At 59.1% G+C, this 21,897-nt stretch carries 14 protein-coding genes and 1 pseudogene; 6 read left to right on the top strand and 9 right to left on the bottom strand.

Features of this window, described 5'->3' with window-relative positions:
- The 5 genes from EAV90_RS36860 to EAV90_RS36840 form a co-directional block, all read right to left on the bottom strand.
- Window positions 1-205: transposase (locus EAV90_RS36860; RefSeq protein ID WP_488226164.1), on the bottom strand; the 205-nt coding region annotated here is incomplete at its 3' end.
- Window positions 206-270: 65 nt separating this feature from the next.
- Window positions 271-882, bottom strand: coding sequence for an alpha/beta fold hydrolase (locus EAV90_RS36855; RefSeq protein WP_245509711.1), 612 nt, complete (start codon window positions 880-882; stop codon window positions 271-273).
- A gap of 588 nt (window positions 883-1,470) precedes the next feature.
- Complete coding sequence (locus EAV90_RS39925; RefSeq protein WP_164937267.1) at window positions 1,471-1,788, bottom strand: integrase core domain-containing protein; 318 nt, start codon at window positions 1,786-1,788, stop codon at window positions 1,471-1,473.
- A gap of 352 nt (window positions 1,789-2,140) precedes the next feature.
- Window positions 2,141-8,011 carry an AAA family ATPase gene (locus EAV90_RS36845; RefSeq protein ID WP_129146230.1) on the bottom strand — a complete coding sequence of 1,957 codons (5,871 nt, stop codon included), beginning with the start codon at window positions 8,009-8,011 and terminating at the stop codon, window positions 2,141-2,143.
- A gap of 674 nt (window positions 8,012-8,685) precedes the next feature.
- Window positions 8,686-9,144, bottom strand: coding sequence for a nuclear transport factor 2 family protein (locus EAV90_RS36840; protein WP_129146229.1), 459 nt, complete (start codon window positions 9,142-9,144; stop codon window positions 8,686-8,688).
- A 261-nt stretch (window positions 9,145-9,405) separates the two neighbouring features.
- On the opposite strand from EAV90_RS36840, the gene EAV90_RS36835 reads away from it, so the two are divergent.
- Window positions 9,406-11,190, top strand: a complete 1,785-nt coding sequence (locus tag EAV90_RS36835) for an adenylate/guanylate cyclase domain-containing protein (protein WP_129146228.1) — start codon at window positions 9,406-9,408, stop codon at window positions 11,188-11,190.
- Between the two features lie 360 nt (window positions 11,191-11,550).
- On the opposite strand, the gene EAV90_RS36830 is transcribed toward EAV90_RS36835, so the two are convergent.
- A complete protein-coding gene (locus tag EAV90_RS36830; protein ID WP_129146227.1) occupies window positions 11,551-11,772 on the bottom strand; it encodes a hypothetical protein in 222 nt (73 codons plus the stop codon).
- 572 nt (window positions 11,773-12,344) lie between these two features.
- Here EAV90_RS36830 and EAV90_RS36825 point away from each other — a divergent pair.
- Window positions 12,345-12,815, top strand: a complete 471-nt coding sequence (locus EAV90_RS36825; RefSeq protein WP_245509710.1) for a phasin family protein — start codon at window positions 12,345-12,347, stop codon at window positions 12,813-12,815.
- 1,459 nt (window positions 12,816-14,274) lie between these two features.
- Here EAV90_RS36825 and EAV90_RS36815 read toward each other — a convergent pair.
- Window positions 14,275-14,472, bottom strand: a pseudogene (locus EAV90_RS36815) (transposase); the annotation flags it as partial.
- A 326-nt stretch (window positions 14,473-14,798) separates the two neighbouring features.
- Here EAV90_RS36815 and EAV90_RS36810 point away from each other — a divergent pair.
- On the top strand, window positions 14,799-16,481 hold the full coding sequence (locus tag EAV90_RS36810) for a methyl-accepting chemotaxis protein (protein ID WP_129146225.1): 1,683 nt from the start codon (window positions 14,799-14,801) through the stop codon (window positions 16,479-16,481).
- 78 nt (window positions 16,482-16,559) lie between these two features.
- Window positions 16,560-16,829: a hypothetical protein gene (locus EAV90_RS36805; protein WP_129146224.1), complete on the top strand. Its 270-nt coding sequence runs from the start codon at window positions 16,560-16,562 to the stop codon at window positions 16,827-16,829.
- Between the two features lie 230 nt (window positions 16,830-17,059).
- Here the strand turns inward: EAV90_RS36805 and EAV90_RS40260 are convergent, their stop codons facing one another.
- Window positions 17,060-17,251 carry a hypothetical protein gene (locus EAV90_RS40260; protein ID WP_129146223.1) on the bottom strand — a complete coding sequence of 64 codons (192 nt, stop codon included), beginning with the start codon at window positions 17,249-17,251 and terminating at the stop codon, window positions 17,060-17,062.
- Window positions 17,252-17,379: 128 nt separating this feature from the next.
- Here EAV90_RS40260 and EAV90_RS36795 point away from each other — a divergent pair, with 128 nt between their 5' ends.
- A complete protein-coding gene (locus EAV90_RS36795) occupies window positions 17,380-20,046 on the top strand; it encodes a bifunctional diguanylate cyclase/phosphodiesterase (protein ID WP_129146222.1) in 2,667 nt (888 codons plus the stop codon).
- A 594-nt stretch (window positions 20,047-20,640) separates the two neighbouring features.
- Here the strand turns inward: EAV90_RS36795 and EAV90_RS36790 are convergent.
- On the bottom strand, window positions 20,641-21,012 hold the full coding sequence (locus EAV90_RS36790) for a DUF4145 domain-containing protein (protein ID WP_129146221.1): 372 nt from the start codon (window positions 21,010-21,012) through the stop codon (window positions 20,641-20,643).
- Between the two features lie 705 nt (window positions 21,013-21,717).
- Here EAV90_RS36790 and EAV90_RS36785 point away from each other — a divergent pair.
- Window positions 21,718-21,897 (top strand): helix-turn-helix domain-containing protein (locus EAV90_RS36785; RefSeq protein ID WP_164937266.1); only part of this gene is annotated, 180 nt, incomplete at its 3' end.

Raw genomic sequence — 21,897 nt, 5'->3', positions numbered from 1 at the left:
GCAACAGCATCGCCCGCAGCAGCTTCTCCGGCGGGATCGACGGCCGCCCAATTGGCGAATAGAGCGCGGCAAACTCTCGCTCCAGCGCCGACAGCCCTTCGTTCACAATCGTCCGGATCGCTCGCAGCGGATGATTACGCCGCACCCGCGCCTCCAGGTCGACGTAGCTGAACAGTTCGCCCGTTCGATTGTCGCCGCCGCGCACGCACCATCTCCGAATCTCATCGGAGCCAATGAATCACGGTCGCCGGTCGGCGGCGAGCGCCTTTTTCAACAGCCTGCTAGTACGCGATCCGTGTCACCGGTCCACAACAAGTGGTCATTGCCCTGTAGTTCGACGTATTTCGCATTCGGGATCTTCTCCGCCATGAATCGCCCGGCCTCAACGTTGACCCGAACGTCGCCTTGGCGATGAACGATGAGCGTCGGCACTCGTATGGACGGGAGAATGGGACGAACATCGATTTCGCTGTTCATTCGCATAAGCGCCACAACAGCAGACGGACTGGCGCCGAGCCGCTCAAAACGTGCCCAGGACTGTCGAAAATTTTCATCGGCCGCCACGCTTGGAGCAAACAACGCAAGGCTCTCACCAGTCCCCCACGCCTTCTCCATGCGCTCAAGCGCACCTTCGATCCTATCCGGTGGCAGCACCCACGATCGGAAGTGCCCGTACGTTCCATAAAGCGCCAGAGCTCGCGTGCGCTCTGGATAGGTGGCCGCAAACAAAACGGACATCGCGCCGCCTTCAGAGATGCCGAATAGCGCAGCCTGTTGCGAGCCGACGGAATCCATGACAGCCCGAACGTCGTCCATACGTTCCTCGAGAGTCGGCACGCCGACAGTCCGGTCAGAGAGGCCAGTGCCGCGCTTGTCAAACATGATCAGCCGGGAGAAAGCAGCCAGACGCGTGGCTCGTCCCAGGCCACGTCTAAGTTCGAGATGAAGCCAGGCACAAACACAAGGTCGAAAGGCCCATCCCCCACAACCTGATAGGCGATCTTAGTATCACCGCTCTTTGCGTACCGCGTCTTCGGAACCATCGCACATCACTGCACGTAGAGTGGCGTGATTGGGAGCTATCGGTTGGGTTGATGCTTCTAGCGAGCAGGCCTTCGAGAATGGTAACAGCTTGCCTTGCTCTGCGGAAGCTAAAAGACCAGCGCGACCGACAAGGAGGCGCAGCCCGTGCTTGGGGCAATGGCACTGCCGCAGCACGCAAGATGGCGGACGCCGCTCCAGTTTGGTGGCCGGTTTCCCCCATGGCTCGCGTGCCGACCACGCACGACGGCCATCAACGCAGTGCTTCACATTGAAGTGAAGGCGCGACATTCGCGTATGCGTTCTCATCAAATGCAATTCGTTCAAATGCAATTCGTTGAGGGCGCTGCATTCGCCGGCGTTCATCCGATATTATTCGGCGTGCAAATTTGCCCCATCAGTGGAGTGGGCCCGTGGGGCCGGACAGGGTCAGGCGGCTGATTTGACCCTCTGCCGGGCGTGCTGATCCTCGAAACTGTTGCGGGCATAACCGAGAGCGGATTGCAATCGGCGCTTATTGTAAACTCCGTCGATGAAGCGGGGAAGGTTCTCGATAACGTCCTCGAGCGTTTCTACGCCATTGGATACACAGCCTCGACCTTCAAGGGTGTTCATGAAGCTCTCGGCCTTGGCGTTGTCGTACGGGTTACCGCGCCGACCCATCGAGCCGACAAGCGCGTGCGCCGTCAGTGTGTCGCGATAGCGCTCGGAGGCGTATTGCGAACCCGATCCGAATGATGCACGCATCCAGCTGACGGGCGTCGTCGCTCGATCGCGGCCGCGAGGGCGGCGATCGTCAGCCGCGTATGAATCGACCGGCTGATCGCATAACAGACCACCCGGCGCGACCAGGCGTTGAGAATGACGGCGACGGATCGGCTGGTCGTGATCGCTATCAGTCGTTGCAACATGGCGGCTGACGCTTGAACTCGATGCTGTGAATGCGGTGCTTGGCCATGGGCTTTCGTTCTTCGAAAGCCCGGCATAGCCGTCAGATCTTAAATTCGCCCTTCTCCAGCCCCATGGCCCACTCCAAATTGACACATCGGAACTGGCGTGAACGCCGGAGCGAGGTCTCAAAAGCAACCATGCGGGATCGTCACGACGCGCTGCCCGGATGGGCTGGCACCGTGAAGTGGAAAGTCGCGCCATGGGGCGCATTGGAGGTCACCCACAAGCGCCCGGCATGCGCTTCGATGATCGAGCGGCAGATCGACAGTCCCATCCCCAGACCGCCAGGCTTCGTCGTGTAGAAGGGGTCGAAGATGCGCTTGAGAGCGTCCGGCGCCAATCCTGGTCCCGAATCCTTCACCGCGACGATAATGCCGTCAGATTCGGCCCGAGCGGTCGTAACGAGCACGCTTCGCGATCCCCTCGCGACCGTGCCCATGGCTTGGATGGCATTGACCATCAGGTTGAGGATCACTTGCTGCAGTTGGACGCGATCACCTTCGACGAGTGGCAAACCGTCTCCGAGCTCCGTCTGCATCACGACGTCGTTCTTCACCGCTTCGCTGCGGGCGAGCTCGATCACGTCCCGGATCGCCTCGTTGATATCCAGGCGATCCTTCAGTGGCGGTGCTTTTTTTATGAGATCACGTATACGCCTGATGATGTCGCGGGCTCGATCAGTGTCGTTCACAACATAACCGAGCGTGTCCCTGGCTCTCTCAACATCCGGCGGGTTTCTGTCCAAGAAATGCAGGGCGGCATCGGCATTCATCGATGCGCCAGCGATCGGTTGGCTTACTTCATGGGCGATCGAGGCCGTGAGCTCACCCATGGTGGCGAGGCGGTTCGCATGCGCCAATTCCCTTTGCACCTCCCGCACGGTCTCTTCGGCCCGCTTGCGCTCGGTGGTGTCCCGTCCGACGCCGCGGTAACCGATGAAGCGCCCTGCATTGTCGAGGACCGGCAGTCCCGAGATGGACACGTAGCGTTTGCCGCCGTCAGGCGTAGGCCGCGCCAGCTCGAAATCACGGAACGGCAGGTGGGCATCGAGCGTCTCCCGGTGCTTGCGCCAGGCCTCCGCGTCAGGCTCCAAATAGGGCACTTCCCACCACGTCTTCCCAATTTCAGAGCCAGGCGCCGGCGCGTCGGCAAGACCTTCGCCGAATTCCTGGCGGGTGAAGCGATGCTGCGCATCCGATTCCCAGTACACGTCGAAGGAGAATTGTACAAGGGTGCGAAAGCGCTCCTCGCTCTGCCGCAATGCCTCTTCCGACAGCTTGCGATCCGTCAGGTCGACGACAAAAGAGACGCCGTAATCTCGTCGCTCGTCGAATGCAGCCATGCCGATCAACACGGGCACGCGGCTGCCGTCCTTGCGGAAATATTCCTTCTCGAACGGCTGCACGCTCCCCATCATCTTTAGCTCCGGGATCCACAATCGCATGTGGCGGTCGAGCCACTCCGGTGGTGTAAGGTCAGTCCAGCGTAGGCGGCCCGAAATGAGATCCTCGCGATCGTATCCTACGATGCGGAGAAACGCATCATTCGCCTCCAGAATCCGACCTCCAAGTTCCCAGATGATAATCCCGATGATGTTGGCCTCGACCAGGCGCCGAATCCTAGCCTCGCGTTCTGCGAGATCCTGGTACAAGTGAGCATTCTCCAGCGCGATTGCCGCCTGCGAGGCGAGCAGCTTTAGCACCGCGATCCGACCCGGCGCGAAGACATGCGCAGCCAGATTGTTTTCCAGGTACAGCACGCCGATGAAATTCGCATGAGCGATCACCGGCAGGCCGAGAACAGAGCGCGCTTGGCGCTGAATGATGTAGGGATCCGCTGAAAACGGTTTCTGGGCTGCGGCATCATCGAGAATGATGCTCTCCCGCGTACGCAAGATGTAGTGGAGGATCGCCTCCGGCAGGAGCGCTGCCGTCACGGGCTCGTCGCGCAGCTGCACGACGACCGTGTCGCCGTCGGTGGTCGCTTCGGCGGCAATTCGCAACTCGGCCCCGTGCGACAGAACCAACAGGCCGCGCTCGGCGCCCGCGTGCTCGATAGCGGTGCGCATGACGGTGATGAGCAGCTTCTCCCGGACGATTGCGCCCGAGACCGCTTGCGACAACTTGATGACGGTGGCGAGGTCGAGCTGCTCCAGTGGAGTCCCGATCGTGCTCGTCGGGCCGGGCGCCGCTGTTTCCTCTGCCAAGTGGGCATAGAGCCGATCGAGTTGCCGCACCTTGCCATCAGCCCCCCACCGCAAATAGGCGCGCCGAGCGTCGGCCAAGTACGCACGAGCGATTCTCTCAAACCCGCGCGCCGCGTAGAAGCGTGCGGCGAGTTCGTTGGCAAGCGCGTCGTTTTGAACAAAGCCATTGGCCCGGGCCGAGCGGATAGCGTGTTCATAGAGGCGCTCGGCATCGAGCTCGCGGCCCTGCAAGCGGGCGACCTCCGCCTCGACAAGCGCAGCGCGATTCTCGAAATTCTCCGGACAATTCTTTGCCCAGATTTGGATCTGTCGCCGATGCGCCGCCAGTGCCTCAAGGTACTCCCGGTGCTGGGCAGGCGCGGCGGAGGCGCAGGCCATCGCGAGGGACAATGCACCATAGAATTCGTATTCGGCAGTTTCGAGCTGCGATATAGACGTCCACAGCAGCCGCTGCGCCCTTTGAGACGCCTCAATCGCCGCCGCGTAGTCGCCTGCAAAAAAGCGCGCCTGCTGCTTTCGGATCCAATACCAGCAGTCCGCTCGCATGAGGTTGGCATTCTCGGCGAACCGGCGCTCCGTCTGAAGCTCTTCAAACTGCTCATCGTCGAAGGAGCCGAATTTCGAGGTCAGCCCCCGCAGGGTCCGGATGAGCTGCAGTTGGCTGACGACAACGTCAACGACCAGTCCGAACTGTGCCGTTTTCGCAAATGCGAGGCCACTCTCGACTTCGCGTTGCACCTCCGCGAGCGGGTCACCAGCCGCGAGCAGATTCGAATTCAGATTGACGCGGGCGTACGCGGCGAACGTGAGGTCGCCGGTTTTGTTTGCGACGTCGAAAGCCCGAAGCAGCGAATCACGCGCACTCCGGACATGTCGCGTCCATGGTGCGAGGTGCGCTCCGAAGAGCATGTAGGTCTGCGCATGAAATCGCGTCAATCCGCGCCGTTCGACCAATTCATATCCGAGCAGACCAAATCGAAATCCCGTCTCGTAGTCGCCGAAGCGAGGACCGGCAATCATCCCAAGCCTCATATAGGCAACGCACGAGGCATCGCAGTTTCCGTGCTCAAGGCTGAGATTAACCGCTCGGCAAACGGTCAAGGAAAAGAGGTTCAAATCCGTGAATAGTGCAGGCGGCAGCAGCCTGGTCAGCACGCCCAGAGTCGCGAGAGACACCGGATCACTCATTAAGGGCAAATCGATCAGTGCTTCGATACGGCGCCCGCCAAGTTGGGACCGGACGCGGTCGTATTCACCTCGCGCCTCCTCCTCGGTGGGATGGGGTGGCCAGTCGATGGTCAGGTGGCGGAGGTAATCGAGAGCAACAGCAATTGCATCGCTACTCCGATCGAGCCTCGTGTATAGGTCGATGCGCAGGCTTGAGACCGTGGCTAACTCGACCGGGCCGGCCGCACGGGCTGAGAGAGCCATCAGGCGTCGCTCCGCTTCCGCCAGCGCGCCGGTCAGAAACTCGCATTCTGCCCGGTTGATCTCCAGCGAGAAGGCAAGTTCATGCCTGCTCTCCCAGCGATCCTCCGGCAACAGGGTCGCGCCGGCATTCAGATAAGTCAGTGCCGAGTCATAGGCGGTGGACGCTTTGGCGCGCTTGGCTGCGAGCAGGTTCAGCTCGGTCAGCTTCGCTTGTTCGTCTCGTGAGGTGATCAACGCAACGCCGCGGTTGAGCTGATTGACAATGTCGAAGATCACGTCCCCATGCTGTTCTGTGGGAGTATTCGCCGCGAGCAGCCGGCCGATGGCGAGATGGGCTTCCGCACGCTCGGCTTCCGGTTTGCTTGAATAGGCGGCTTCCTGCACCCGGTCGTGGGTGAATCTGTAGTAGCCTTGCCGTCGCTCGACCAGCTCCTCGTGCGCGGCTTCCCACAGCGCTGCGTCGACTTCAGCCGCCGATCTTCCCAGAACAAGGGCCAACAGCGTGATCGTGGCGGTGTTACCGAGACAGGCGAGCTGCTGCAACGCTTCCCGCGTGTTGGCCGGAAGGCGCGCGAGTTTGCCGACCATGAGGTCCACCACATTGTCGGTATAGCCCTTGGCGCGAATGAGATCGAGATCCCACGTCCAGCACGACGACGTATGATCGAACGCAAGCAAACGCTCCTCGACGAGCTCGTAAAGAAACTGGATGGCGAAGAACGGATTGCCGCCTGCTTTCTCCTGCACTAACTGCACCAGGGACGCGGCATACCTCGGCTCGCAACGCAACGAGTCGGCGATCAGCTGCCCGACATGCTCGGTGGCAAGCGGCGCCAGCGCGATCTCCTCAACCATGCCGCTGCGGTTCTTGATGGCCGCGATCTTGCGCCGCAGAGGATGCGCGGCGTCGACCTCGTTATCGCGGTAAGCGCCGATCATCAGCAGATGGCTCACATCCGCCTGAGTCAGCAGATCCTCGAGCAGGTCCAGCGTCGCTGAGTCGAGCCATTGCAGGTCGTCGAGGAATAGCGCCAGCGGATGCTCCGGTCGCGCGAACACGCCGATGAACTGCCGCACCACTTGGTGGAAGCGCCTTTGCGCATCCTGCAGAGCCAGGTCGGGCACCCGCGGCGGCTCGCCGATGATAAGCCTCAGCTCGGGGACGAGGTCCACCAATAACCCGCCGTTCGGGCCTAACGCCTTGTGCAGGGCATCGCGCCAGGGCGCCAGCTCGACCTCGCTCTTCGCCAGAAGCCCCCGGAGCAGGCTGCGGAACGCCTGCGCCAGTGTGGCATAGGGAATGTCGCGCTTGTATTGGTCGAATTTGCCGTCGGCGAACAGGCCGCGCGAGGGCACCAGCACCTTGTGCAGCTCGTTGACGACAGCTGACTTGCCGATGCCGGCGTATCCCGAGACCAACACCAGCTCAGGCGTGCCGCTCTGAACCACGCGGTCGAAGGCCGCGAGCAAGACTTCGATGTCTCGCGCGCGCCCATAGAGCGTCTCGGGGATGAGCAGCCGGTCCGGGATGTCGCGCTCGCCCAGGGGGAAGTCGTCAATCCCCTGCCGAGCCTCCCAGGCCGCGAGGCAGCGCCGGAGATCGCTCTCCAGACCGGCCGCGGTCTGATAGCGCTCCTCGGCGGTCTTGTGGAGCAGCTTCATGATGATGGCCGAAAGGAAATTGGGCACTTGCTTCCGACGCTCGGCGGGCGGCACAGGCCTCCTCGCAATATGGCAGTGCACCCATTCCATCGGATCGGCTGCGGTAAACGGGGGCGCGCCGGCGAGCATCTGATAGAAGGTGACGCCCAGCGCGTATAGATCACTGCGCGCGTCGATCGAGCGGTTCATTCGTCCGGTCTGCTCGGGTGCCATATAGGCGAGGGTGCCGGCGATGGTTTCAGGCGGTTCGGGTGATTGGCGCTCGCGCCGGAGTTGCGAGGCAATGCCGAAACCCGTGAGTTTGACTTCGCCGGTCGCGCGATTCACGATGATGTTGTGCGGCTTAATGTCTTTGTGCACGAGCCCACGCTGATGGACCTTGCCTAGAGCCGCCGTGATGTGGACGGCGAGATGCAAGAATGTTCCCACTTCCATGGGCGCTTGGAGCTGGCGCTCCACCGGCTCGCCGCCGGGATCCTCGAGCAGCAGCACGGGTCGGCCGCCCTCGCTGACCAGTTCGAGCGGCCGCAAGGCCCACGCGCTGTCGAGTTCGTCCTTTAGTGCATATTCGTGAGCCAAGCGATCCCGGCTCGTTGATGGGGCGTGCTCGGCAGGAAGCACGGCCAGCACAGTTTTGCGGCCACCATCGGAGCCCTGGCGCGATGCCCGGCAAAAGATGCGGTCGTCGTCCTTCCATAACACCTGGAAGTCGCTGTCCATGCGCGCCGAACCGAAAGACTGGGCAATGTACGCCTCTAGATTTTAGAAGAGGCACGCAGGCCATATCCCGCGCGTAGGGCAGCTTACTGCTAAAAACACAGCGTGGCCCACTCCCATTTTTGGACAGCATTTCTGCCTGTAAGAAGAAGCGAGCCGGCCTCGGTGCGGTCGCATCTATGCCTATGTCCCAGTTGGGTAAAGCGGACGTTAGCTTGTCGCAACGGGGCGTCCGCTTTCTTCAGGAGCTGCCGTCATTCGGATATCAGACGTGATGGCATAAGCCGGCCGTTGGCCGAGGTGATCCGGCAAGCACTGTCCGCCCTACCTTCGAAAGCAGACGTAGTCGGGGCACAAGCAAAGGGAAGCTCCGGGCCAAAAGGCAGCATCGGCAGCTAGTGGCGCCAGAAGCAGACCCTCGCTCCGGGAGACGCCGCCTTCACGTTGGACAAACTTGGACAGCCCCTATGCTGTTGCCGGGTTAGGAAGTAGCGCTGACCTGTCATCGAGAGCTTACGGACTTTGAAAGTTGCGGATATCTTTCCGCGGGCATGGAAGTCCATGCCGGACATGTCAGCCCAAGGCAGCGGAATCTGCAAGGAGAGATTCCGTCACTATTCGACTGCGGCGCGAATTGTCCGCGCGCCGCTGCTTGGTGACGCCCGCCGCTGCTTGGTTTACTTCTTGTCGGCGTTGGCTTCCGTGGGCGGCGGTGGCGGCTTGATGGCCGCCGTCAGCATGCGGATTTTCCACTGGCCGCCTTCCTTAACGTAGACGGCGGACCAAAACAGCTGACGGAGTTTCGGCTCGACATTGAAGGTGACATCGACATCGCCCGCCGCCAATGCCATGTCGTTGCCTAGCGGTTGGGCATAGTTGACCTTGACGGCGATCTTGTCCTCACCGCCCTTGAAGTAGTCTTCATAGGTCGCCTTCAGATCGGTTTTCACCTCTCCAACCACGTTGACTTGGATGCCGTCCTTTGAATAGAGCGACGCAACACACGCGCCATCGTGCTTGGCGACGCAGTCGGTATAGGCCGCGCCTATTTTCTCCAGCTCGGGCTTGATGTCCTGCGCCAATGCAGGAATTGCCATAGCCGACACCATCGACGAGAGAACCAATGGTCGCAACATGGTTGATGTCCTCCGGTTATCGGCGCAACTGCCAGCGGAGTCAGGCGTGAGTAGGACTGTCAGTCCGGCCGCTGCGCCTTACAAGTAGGTCTACAGGGCAGATTGAAGGTTCAAGGGAGGTCGATGTATCGTATCGTGGCACGTGGCGTAGACCGCTGAAGTCGCCTTCGGGTCAATATACGACATCATCCGTATGGGCAATTCCGAAGTCCCGTCGTACAATTGACTACCAAGTGCAATTAGTATCCAGGTGGATTGCTAATGGTGCAAGAGCGGCCAGTCCGAGTTGAGCGTCGGTTGGCGGCGATTTTGGCCGCTGACGTAGTGGGCTATTCGCGGCTTATGCATCTTAACGAGGAGGCCACGCACGCCAAACTGACTACGCTCCTCACGGATGGTATTACACACGCGATCTCTGAACACGGGGGGCGCATCGTCAAGAATACCGGCGACGGGTTCTTGGCAGAGTTTCCGAGCGCGGTGGAAGCGGTTCGGGCTGCTGTGCAGTTCCAGACGCGCATCAGAGAACTTACCGTTGCCGATGCGGCAGACGGACGAATTGCCTTCCGTGTCGGCATCAACGTCGGCGACGTGATTGTCGAGCCGCATGACGTTTTTGGCGATGGGGTCAATATTGCGGCACGGCTCGAGAGCATTGCAGAACCAGGCGGCATCTGCATCTCGTCCTCCGCCTACGATCATGTCCGCGGGAAGGTAGGGGTCGAATTCGCCGATCTGGGCGTCCAGAACCTCAAGAATATCGCGCTTTCGGTTCGGGCCTATGCGGTGGTCCAGGATGGGCTCAGCTCGGCGCCAGGGCCGTCGCGAGCGAAGCTCGACCTGCCGTCTCCCCCTCGTCTTTCTATCGTCGTGCTGCCTTTCGCCAATCTCAGCGGTGATCCCGAGCAAGACCATTTCGCCGATGGTGTGACCGACAGTTTGACCACTGACTTGTCGCGGATCAGCGGCTCGTTCGTGATCGGCCGCCATACGGCATTTACCTACAAGGGAAAATCGGTTGACCTTAAGAAGGTTGGGCGTGAGCTAAACGTCCGCTACGTGCTCGAAGGCTCTGTGCAGCGGAGTGGCAAGCGACTCCGGCTCAATGTACAGCTGATCGATTCGGAAACGGAAAATCACCTTTGGGCCGAGCGGTTCGACAAGCCGATCGCCGATCTCTTTGACATGCAGGACGAAATCGTGGCGCGACTGGCGAACGCGCTGAATGCCCAAATGATTGCAGCGGAGGCGCGCCGGGCAGAACGTTCTGTGAATCCCGACGCGATGGACTTGAACTTTCAAGGTTATGCCTGGTCATACAGGGGCGTGGAGCACATGAGCGAGGCGCGCAGCTTTTTCGAACGCGCCTTGGCAATCGATCACGGAAGCGTCGGAGCATTGGTCGGCTTGGCGCTCGTTGATCTAACGATCGGAGCTTCCCTGCTGGCTGATAACCGAGTCGCGTACCTTTCGGCAGCCGAAGCAAATGCGATCAAGGCGCTGTCATTGGCCCCGGACCACGCAGTAGCCCACAGGATCCTGGGAGGGGCTTACATTTTTACAAACCGGCCCGCGCAAGGGATCGCTGAATGTGAGCGGGCCTTGGAGATTGATCGCAATTTGGTCGGTGCTCACAGCGCCATTGGTATCGCAAAGTTCTTTATGGGTCGCGGTGCTGAGACAGAAGGCCATATCGTCGAGGCTCTCCGTCTCTCCCCTCGCGATATCTTTGCCCACCGCTGGATGCATATTGCTGGCATGGCCAAGATACTGATCGGCGCAGACACAGAAGCCGTCGCTTGGCTACGGCGAAGCATTGAGGCCAATCGCAACTTTCCTGCGGCCCATTTCTGGCTCGCTGCGGCCTTGGGCCTGCTTGGCGAAAGAGATGAGGCGCGAAGCGCCGCAAAGGTTGGTCTTAAGCTCGATCCAGGCTTTACCATCAGCCGCTTGCTTGTAAGCGAAGCAAGCAACAATCCGACATATCTCGCCGAACGAGAGCGCGTCTGCGAGGGCATGCGCCTGGCCGGGGTGCCGGAGGGATGATGTCGCCCATTCGAGACCGATTCAGCTGGTCGTCATGCCCATCATTCCGCGGACCTCTGATGTCGCCTGCGCTCCTCCATAGAGCATGACGCCGAACGGGGGCGATGGTTGCGGGGAATCTTGAAAAATCTGAGCTGAAATTAAGGCACCTAGGACGCTCCGATCCATTCAGAACATCCCGATCAGGATGAAAAGGCCGATCTCAATCACGAAGGCCACGGCCATGATTGCGACCGTGAGAAACACATCGCTCACCGGGAGGGGGGTCATGGCACGCCTCGCACGTTGCGAAGCCCCGAAGCCCACTAGCCAACCCAGCGATCGCGGGAATGTTTCAGTTCCCAGCGGTCTTGGAGATCGCTAGCGCATTTCGAGTTCGCTGATTGCCTGCGCTGAAATCTGTGCAGGGTCTTTGATCCCGGTTTGAACGATCTTGATGATTGTCTTCGCCACCAACTCCGTGAGCGGATCATCGCGATCTTGAACACACAGGGTGCGTAACGTTTGCTCGTAAGCCTTTGTAATAAAGGCAATCTCCTTCGGTGCCATACCGTGGGTTTGCAAATGCAGGTAGATCGCCATGTCTCGCCCTCCAGCACGCCGATGAGGTCGCGACGAAGTCGCCGTCGAGCATCAGCTGACCCGGAGTCGAGCCGCGCGGCGCGATGAAGGCCGTTCTCAGTTAGGTTCTCAGTAGATCTACTGAGAGTAGAACAGATCCAGTATCCTGCTTGAGCGGGGTCCGAACGCTCTCCGTTGCAGCGGTCAAAGGATCGCTGATGCGAAGTCCGGACTGCCCTCAACGGCATGTTGCGTGATGATGTCCATTCTTGCTCGGACGTAGCGCATCCCAACGCAGCTCGCGCCGGCCTCCTTTGCAATGCTTACGCTGAGGAAGGAATTTCCCAAACCCTTGGGATATCCCTGTTATGCACAGCACTCCTCACATATACCTTCGTTGTGTTGACAATCTCAAAAAAAGTTTGGGCGAGAGTCGCAAACCGGACCGACATTCCCGTTTCTCTTTAACAAAGTCGTGTTGGGTCGGGGCTACATCACGGCTCATCCAAAATCTGATCGAACACAGAGCGTGAGCTCTCGTGACGCAAGCGAGCGTCGCGAGGAATGCTTTCGCTTGAGAAAGGGAATGTTGCGTGAGTGAAAGCGAAATGAAACTGACGCCGAACGGAACGAATGTTTTCGGGACGCCATGGTTGGATTTCTCGAAGGTCGCCTTGCCTGGCTTGGGGCGCGAGCTTACCGAGCGAGGCCTCGCCCGCGCACGGGAAGGTTGCGAGAAGATCAAGGCCGCATCGGAAGAGATGACTGAGGCGCTGCGCGAGACCTATTCGAGCAATGCGAGATGCACGACCGACTACGGGCTCAAGATGTTCGAAATCTCAAACGCCAATGTCGCTTCTGCGCTCGATTTCTTCGTCCATCTGTTCGGCAGCAAGTCAGCGACCGACGTCTATACCCTATCGGCGGCGCAAGCGCGCAAGGCGTTCGACACCGCCTCCGACCAGAACAAGGAATTGTGGGCGCTTGCCCAGAAGCTCGCGACGGAAACGAGTGAGCCGATCAGGAAGCACTTCACCAGGGTTCTCCACCAAGGCGGGGGCTAAAAAAAGAGCGCTCAATTTCTCATCCAGATTCGTTTGAGGAGGGACCCGGCCGGTTGGAGCAAGCCGAGCTGAGCGAGCACGCCCCACTGCCCCATGCTCGATCAACAAGGTGCGCGATGCCCCCCAACCCCGCACCAACAAGAAGCGTATTCCAACCGGCCGGTGCTTTCTTGCAAAATACAACAAAGACAAATCGCAAGGGAGGGAAACATGGGAATGGTTATGGTCAAATGTCCGCAAACCGGACACGCGATTCCCACCGGTATCCAGACTGATCGCGAGAGCTTTGGACGCCGCGCGGTGTTTTTCTCTCGCACCCGTTGTCCGATCTGCCGCACCGATCACGGGTGGTTTGCGCGGGAAGCCTGGGTCGACGAGCCGGGCATCCGGATCGCGCCGTCGTAGCGGCGGCTCCCGAAAGTATTGGCGATGGCTTTGTTGACATTGTCTCGGTCCCGGCGATCTTCAGACACAAGCTACATGACCGGCTCATGGATTTCGGCCGGGACAAGATGCGAGACATTCATGAACCCTCTATCGCCGAGCGAAGTGTTCCTTACGGTCGCGATCATGAGCGCCACTTTCCTGGCCGAGGCTGGGCTCTTTATTTTGATTGGAATGCTTTGAAAGAAGCGCGCGATCTGCGCAGCGCTGCTGCGCCAAGCGATCCCACTTCATCGCGTCGACTACTGGACCATCGAATGGAGCCTAGCATATTCAACCTAAGCCACCCGTACAGATGATGCAGGCAGAACCGCTCTGGACGCGGCGCGGCCGCCTAAGGTCGGCTTCGGGTTCACAGAAGCCGATATCCCACGCTCCTCGAATGATAGTCGCCTAACGAGCCATTAGCAGACGTCAGTTTAGGCGAGATCGTGATCGATGTCGTGGAGCAACCTCGAAGACAAATTCCGCTCCCCATCGGCAATCGTCAAGGCAACCGCGGCTTCTTTGAGCCCTGCCCTTTCTGGCGGCCCGATATGTCACCTCTGGCAACCGTGCGGCGCAGTGTTTTGCGCTCCATGTTCAAGAGCGCTGCATCTTCACGAGCGAAAGCAGCTTGCAATCCGAAAATGCTGCGCGGACTTTTTCGGGAAGGTCTTCGTAGGCCGATTTTTGGATCATGTGCTCGCGCTTCCCGCGACAGCCAGCACTGCAAGCGGCGAATCCTAACCGCGAATCGCGCGAGGCCTCCGGTCAGGCACATCCTCATGTCCTGCGCGGTTTTCAATCGATATAACCATTGCTGCCAGCGAGGGTTAGATGAATGGCGAAATGGCAGAGTAGATCGAAAATCGAACTCATCCTCAATCGGTTAGCACGTAAGCCTCCTCAAATTGGCCTAATCTGACCCTCGCTGGCAGCCAGGGCTAAATCGCATTTGCGCCCGGGACAGCAGCCGGGCGCTGCTCTTCCCGTACGGCGGGCCGAGCGCTCTAGGCCGCGGACTGATTAAGGGGAGCCATAGCCCGATTGATGCAAGTTGAACGAAGGCAAGATAGTTGGTGGCAAGCCTCTCGTAGCGCGTCGCAACCCGGCGACATTGTTTAATCCTGTTGAAGAACCGCTCGATCCGGTTGCGAGCGCGGTAGAGATACGGGCTGAAGCAGATCGAATCGCTGCGATTGCTTTTCGGCGGGATTTGGCCCGCGAGCCCCCAGTGCGCGAGTTTGAATCACAGGGGCCGACCAAACGGAGGGCCTGGCCGCAGTCATCGGTCACGGTGGAAATAACGTCCATGATTCCTCGCAATTCGATCGATGCGCGATGTCCGCTGCTACGAAGGCTTAGGGATTTCCAACAGCCTAAATCCTAGCCCGCCTTGCGCAAAAGATGTGCAATCAATGATTGCTGCAACGCAAATTTCAACTAAATCTTGGTAAAAAATTTACTGGATGGCCTGCAGCATGACGGCGTTTAGGAAACATCATCTTCCAATATTTTCCATTTGTGCTGTCGCTCATTTCGCAGGAGTCGCTTGCCATGCTTTCGCGCTATTCGATCAGGAGCAAACTCGTCGTCTTTATTTCTTTGCTCCTTCTCGTGTTCGGCGGCACTGGCCTGCTCGCCATCAGCAACATGCGGCTCATCCAGGGGGGCGTCGCTGAGTTCCAATCCCGTTGGCTGCCCGCGGTCCGCCTGCTCGGTAACCTCAGAGCCTACACCATCCGATACGGCAGCGTCGTGCGCGATCACATTCTGGAATCCGACTCCGCGAAGAAAGCCTCAGCCGAGAAGCTTCTTGCCGATCTGACGCGCGACATCGAAAAGGAGGGCGCCGCCTACGAGCTGCTGCTCTCCTCTCCGGAAGAGCGCAAGCTTTACACGGACTTCCAACAACTCTGGAGCGCGTATGTCGCGCAAGTTCCAGACGTGCTCGCTGCGTCCCGCAGGAATGATATTGCCACTGCCAGCGATCTGATCGTTCATCAAATGCAGCCGCTGCGTCAGGACAGTGGACAGGCCCTGCTGAAGGCAATGGACATCAACAACAAGCGTGCAGCGGCCGCTGGTCAGAGTGCTGAGCAGACCTATGCCTTCGCATTTGCTCTCATTGTTGGGACTCTTGTCCTCACCTTGGTACTCAGTTCTATCGTCGGCCTATTGCTGTTGCGCGACATCTCAATGGGGATTAGATCCATCATTGCGCCAATGCGGGCTTTGGCCAACGGCGATGTTACCGTGGTGGTCCATAGCCGGGCCAAGCATACCGAGATCGGCCAAATGGCTGCTGCCCTGCAGGTCTTCAAAGAGTCCCTCATCGCAAAGCAAGCCGCGGACAAGCTTGCCGCAGCAGAGGCCGAGGCCAAGATCTTACGCGGTCAGCGGATCGACACGATTACCGGCGGCTTCCGATCAATGATCGGCGAACTCGTGGCCGCGCTCTCCACCTCCTCCGGCGAACTGGAAGCGGCTGCAGAGACTCTATCTAAGACCGCTGATACAGCCCTGCATATTTCGGCAACAGTGGCGGCGGCGTCCGAAGAAGCATCTCTCAATGTTCAGACTGTCGCGTCAGCTACTGAGGAGATGACATCGTCCGTTAGCGAGATCGGCCGACAGGTCGAGGCATCGACCAAAATCGCGAGCGAAGCGGTTGGTCAGGCTGCAGAAACCAATCATCGGATCCAAAAATTGTCCACGGCAGCAACGCGCATAGGCGATGTTGTCAGCCTTATTACGACCATCGCAGGGCAAACCAACCTATTGGCTCTGAACGCGACGATAGAAGCGGCGCGGGCTGGAGAATCCGGCAGGGGCTTTGCGGTCGTTGCTTCCGAAGTTAAAGCCCTCGCCGGCCAGACCGCGCGGGCGACCAGCGAGATAAGCGAGCAGATCAGCGAAATACAAATCGCAACGCAGGAATCAGCCGACGCGATCAAACATATCAGCACAACAATAGATCGCATTTCGGCGATTACGGCCGCAATTGCCGCTGCCGTGGAAGAGCAGGCCAATACGACCGGAGACATTTCGCGTAGCTTGCAGCATGCCGCCCGGGGAACGGCACAAGTCGCTTCGAACATAACTGAAGTAAAACAGGGCGCAGTCGAGGCAGGATCAGCATCCTCGCAGGTGCTATCGTCCGCGCAGTCTCTCACGAGAGAACGCAGTCGCTTGGAACACGAAGTCCAGAGATTTCTCTCTGCCATCCAGGCCGCTTAAGCGCGCATTTCGAGTCATTTCCAGTGCCGCATATTCAACAATCACGCCAGCAATCCAAAAATAGATCTGGAGATAGCCATGGGGACGGTCGTTCATTTCAAGCCAGCTGGTCGGCCGCTATTACCGTTCGAGGTCCAAGAAGGTGAGCGCGTTCTTGCGGAGGCACTGGACAGACTCACGAAAGCGAGGCTGTGGACCGCCGTTGGGCATCTCCAGACAGCCCTGATAGGCGCCGACAAAATTCGCGACCGACTGCCGGCCGGACCGGTCAAGGATGATTTCGAGCAGAAGCTGGCCGCGCTTATACGGGACCTCTCCCAGTTGCGCGAACAGGTCGAGCAATTGTAGCCTCATAATGGAGACACAGTTCGGAAGCCAATGACTTCGCCAAGAGGCTCATCGCGTCATTTGCTTCGATTGCACAAAGGTGGCGGGTACCAGAGCGAAGCCGGGATCGACGAGGATTCATGAGTACGCGGTCTGGATCGGTGGAGTGGAAATAAATAGCGAAATCGGCCAGAGCGTTTTCCGGTCGAAAGGAGGCTTGAGTTGCACGGGCCGCCAAGCAACTGGTAGACCTAGTATTTGATAAATTGTTGGCTGCCCGTGCTCGTGCAGCGGCCGGGAAAAAAATCCCTGAATGAGAGTGGGCCATCATGCAAAGCAAAGCCGAAGTTTGGCTTTGGAAATCGCGTGAACAGGCCGTCCGCCAGCATGGCCTTGGCGCCCAACACAATTTCGTCGGCCGGCTGGGCGATGAACATCAGCATGTCGATCCTCGTTCTCGAACGCCGACTCGAGCAGCACCGAAGTCACGTAATCGTTTACGATTTCGTTACCTTCGATGGTAACGAGCTCTTGTGGAGTCTTGTGCATTTTGCATCCCACAGGGGGCTGCATGAGCACATCAATCCGTTTCAAGGCGCGCACGCGCGCGCTGGTTCGTCGCTGGAGCGGGGCGCCGCTGACTTGGCTGATCGTTGGCGGGTTCGTGCTAATGGCCGCGACCGCGATCGGCACGGCGCTGACTGTCGATCGCTTTCGTCGGAGCGCGATCGAAAGCGGACGCGCCAGCCTCGAGAGCACCGTGCGACTCCTTGCGCGGCATTTTGACCGTGAGTTTGCAGATTTCTCGGTACTGCAGAAGAGCATCATCGTGGAGCTCGAAAGCCATGACATCGATTCCCCGGACACGTTCCGGAGCGAAATGGCGACGCTCGCCATGCATGAGGTGCTGCGAGCCAAGGCCAGCGGTTGGTCCGATATCGCCGGGGCCAATGTGTTCGATTCCAATGGCGTGTTGATCAACTCGTCGAAGCGCTGGCCGGTCGCCGATATCAAGATCTCCGATCGAGGCTATTTCAACCGCCTGAAAAATGATCCGGCCTCGCAGGAAGAGGTCGAGGTCGTTCCCGGTCGTTTCGGCAGCGGGCAGGCAATTGTATTCGCCAGACGCATCTCTGGCCCGCGCGGAGAATTCCTGGGCGTCGTGTCCCGTGCGATCACACCGGACCTGCTGGAAGAGTTCTTCGCCTCGATAGGTCTTAGCGGAGAGTCTTCCATCGCGATGCACCATCAGAATGGGCAGTTGCTCGCACGCGTTCCACATGTCGAAGCGATGATCGGCCAAAACTTCCATAGAGGTTCGGCTGAGCAGATGGCTGTCTTCGACCGTACTTTCGTCACCACCCAGCTCGCAAGCCCGGTCGACGGCAAGGATCGACTGGTCGCCTCGCAGATGCTCACTGACGAGCCGCTGGTCGTGGTTGCGACCAGGACATTAGATGCGACGCTCGTGACCTGGCGCACGCAGACAAAATTCTTCGTTACCGTGGCGGTGGTATCGATCTGCCTATTGGTCCTAACGCTCTATTTGATCTTCCGCCAGATGACGAGGCGGCTTTCAATCGAGAAGCAGCGATTGGATACCGCGATGAACACGATGACGCAGGGTCTCCTGATGTTCGACCAGGACGAGCGGCTCATCGTCTGCAACCGCCGTTATATTGAGATGTACGGGCTGTCGGCCGACGTGGTGAAGCCGGGCGCCTATTTCCGCGACGTGATCAAGCATCGGCACGACACCGGCTCATTCTCCGGTGACGTCGATTCCTATTGCGACGGCATCTTAGGTACCGTCGGCCGCTTGCAGAGCTCCGTCGTGGAGACCCGTGACGGCCGGCTGATCGAGATCAGGAACCAACCGAGCGCCTCGGGCGGATGGCTTGCCACCCATGAAGACGTCACCGAGCGCGTCCGCGCCGACGAACGAATCGCGCATATGGCGCATTACGACGCACTGACCGATCTCCCCAACCGCGTGCTGATGCGCGGGCACCTGGAACGCCGGGTGGCGGAGCTCGCCGAGGGCAAGCCGTTCGCGATCCTTTATATCGACGTCGACGAATTCAAAGGCGTTAATGACTCGCTCGGGCACGAGATCGGCGACGAGCTGCTGCGCCAAGTCGCAAACCGCCTCCGCAGCTGCGTTGGCCCACACGATCTTGTCGCGCGGCTTGGAGGCGACGAATTCGCGGTCATCAAGGCGGACACTGGCGACCGAGCCGAGTTAATGGTGTTGGCGGATCAGATTTTGAAAACGCTGCGCGCGTCCGTGTACTGCAAGGGTCAGGAGATTTCGATTGACGCCAGCATCGGCATAGCAATCGCGCCGGAACATGGCGACAATCTCGAAGAATTGCTTAAATGTGCGGATCTGGCGATGTATGCCGCGAAATCCGATGGCCGCCGCACATTCCGCTTTTTTGCAGCGGAATACGACGCCAAGGTCAGGCAGCGACGTCAGCTCGGTTTCGATCTGCGGCAGGCACTCGCCAATAGCGAATTCGAGGTGCACTACCAGCCACTAGTCGATCTCGCGGCCAACGTCGTGACAGGCTGCGAGGCGCTACTCAGATGGCATCACCCCGAACGGGGCATGGTTTCGCCTGCAGAGTTCATCCCGCTCGCCGAGGAGACCGGCCTGATCGGCGAGATCGGCGAATGGGTGCTGAAACAGGCCTGCACTGAGGCTGCGAACTGGCCGGGCCAGATCCGGGTCGCAGTCAACGTTTCGCCGGTGCAGTTCCGCTCGAAGACACTGGCGCTCAATGTCGCCGCTGCACTGAACGAATCCGGCCTGGCGCCGGGACGGCTTGAGCTTGAAGTTACCGAAACGGTCTTGATCCGCGATGACGAAGAGGCGCTCACGATCCTACAGCAACTGCGCGAACTCGGCGTGCGCATCGCGCTCGATGATTTCGGTACCGGCTATTCGTCATTGAGCTATCTGCACCGCTTTCCCTTCGACAAGATCAAGATCGACCGTAGCTTCATCAGCGATATCGGTGAGCCCGAAGATTCCTCGCCGATCGTCCAGGCCGTTGTGCATATGGCCGCGGCTCGCCACATGGCAACCACCGCCGAAGGCGTTGAGACCGAGGCGCAGCGCGAGATCCTGCGACGGCTCGGCTGTAGCCAAATGCAGGGCTATCTGTTCAGCCCGGCCATCCCGGCATCCCGGCTGAAGCGGCTGCTTTCGGCTCAGCAAGCCTCAGCGGCCTAAGCCCTTCAGGACTGGTGACAGCGTTCGATCAGAAGCGAATGAATGTCGCAAATCAGTTGTTATGGAAGAAGTCGGCCAGCGGCCGACTGTTGCTACCGATTCACTTCCGGCATGCAGTTGAGTCCTTCAGAGCGCCTAGAGAGACTGATTGAGAAGGGGCCGACGAATCGGGTCTGCTAAGTTTCGTCGAAGACGAAGCCCGCATCGCCTTCGGGAGCGAAGCCAACGAAATAGGCTTGACCTCGATAAAGATATCCGACGTGGCCCAATTCGTTCACGAAGATCCTGCTGATTTGTCGACCGCTCCGATAAACATCTGCCAGAACCCTTTGTATTCCCTCTAATCGCTCTCGCTTTTCTGGATCCGGCTCCAGCTCTCCTGGTCTGACAAATCGAACCTGCCCCCTTTGCTTTATGGCAATAAGCCGTTTGTCCCTTTGGAGAACAGAAAACGTTTTCCCGTGGGCCAACTTGGACGGATAAGTTTCACCAGGAAGAAGATTGTCAAGCGTCGCTTCATTTGATGATGTCTCTGCGGAGGGAAACGCATTTAACCGACCAGCGCCCACGAACTCGGAAGGAAACTACAGAAGGCTAAACGCGATGAAACCAAATCCCAAGTTGCCAGCCGAACTTCAGGGCTGACAGTGCGTCCCTGATGGTCCCCTCGCCCTCATGGACGGCTCGATTGCCAATCTTGCGGATGGCATGGAAAACGTCGGCGACTTCTCTGGGCGCTATGCGTTCGAGGCTAAGCCGTCTGAGCGTTTCCTCGAAAGTCTCTCGTTCGCCAAGGTAGAGGGCGTGTCGAGCAGCAACGCTCTTACACAGCAGCTCGGCGAATTGCCGGAGCTTGAAGATAGCCGTGTTGGGGTCATCGTGCAGGTAACGCTCGGCGGCAGCTCCGTAAGCCGCCAAGCGGGCATCGTGAGGCGCTAAGAATTGAAAATTACCAGTCGGCGTCATTCCTCCGATAGGACGAGCCGCTGCAACCTAAAAGAAGGTCGAATTGCTTTGAGCCTCGGGCAAACCGCAGTTGGGAGCTGGGCGGCGGCTGCGCCCTTTAAGTCGGTTTTTTGAAGACGGGGCTGGCCCGGTTTTTCCAAGGGGCCCCAGTAGAGGAAAGGGGACCCGTTGGGCGACCCTAGGTTCACAGGGGACAGCCGCTGGCTATTGCAAACTGTTCGTAATTCGGTCACTTGCCGAACAGTCGAAGCGGACGACCTTGAATCTTCCTGGAATTGTCCGGCTTCCCGATCGCCGACATGCACCGAAGTACGAACAGTTGCTTGGATTGAGCCGAGGCACGCTTAAGGCATAGTTCCGAAGCCTTCTTGAGGCCCGAGTTGGCTCTTTTCTAGAGTGGTTGGGTGGGCGAGAGAGATTCAAACGGCGACTCAAATAAGCCGTTGGTTTTCCCTGAAATCCCGTACTGGACCGATTTTGCGGGTTCTAAGATTCGGAGAAAATTCGGTTCTCCAGACCTATCCGGCACGAGCTTGGATGCGTGAGCCGACCTCTCCGTCGGCAAAAAGGCAGGAAAACGGCCGCGTTTCTGGCCTCTCTCCAGATCGAAGTACGAGATCATTTTTGAGCGGCCCGAGACATAGGTGACAGAACGTACCGGGCACATGGGTTACACTTTCCGCTTTTGTTCTGCGGGAGGTGTGGATGCCGTGGAAAGCGAGTTCGGTAATGGAGGAGCGCCTTCGCTTTGTCGCCCGCCTGTTGGACGGGGAAGCCATGACGGATGTCTGCCGGGAGTTCGGCATCTCCCGTAAGACCGGCTACAAGATTTTCGATCGCTACAAGGAACATGGCCTGGAGGCGCTGAGCGACCGCTCCAGGCGG

The organism is Bradyrhizobium vignae, from assembly GCF_004114425.1.
Classification (GTDB): domain Bacteria; phylum Pseudomonadota; class Alphaproteobacteria; order Rhizobiales; family Xanthobacteraceae; genus Bradyrhizobium; species Bradyrhizobium vignae.
Note: the sequence above shows the minus strand (reverse complement) of the source record. Positions and strands in the feature narration are given on the sequence as shown.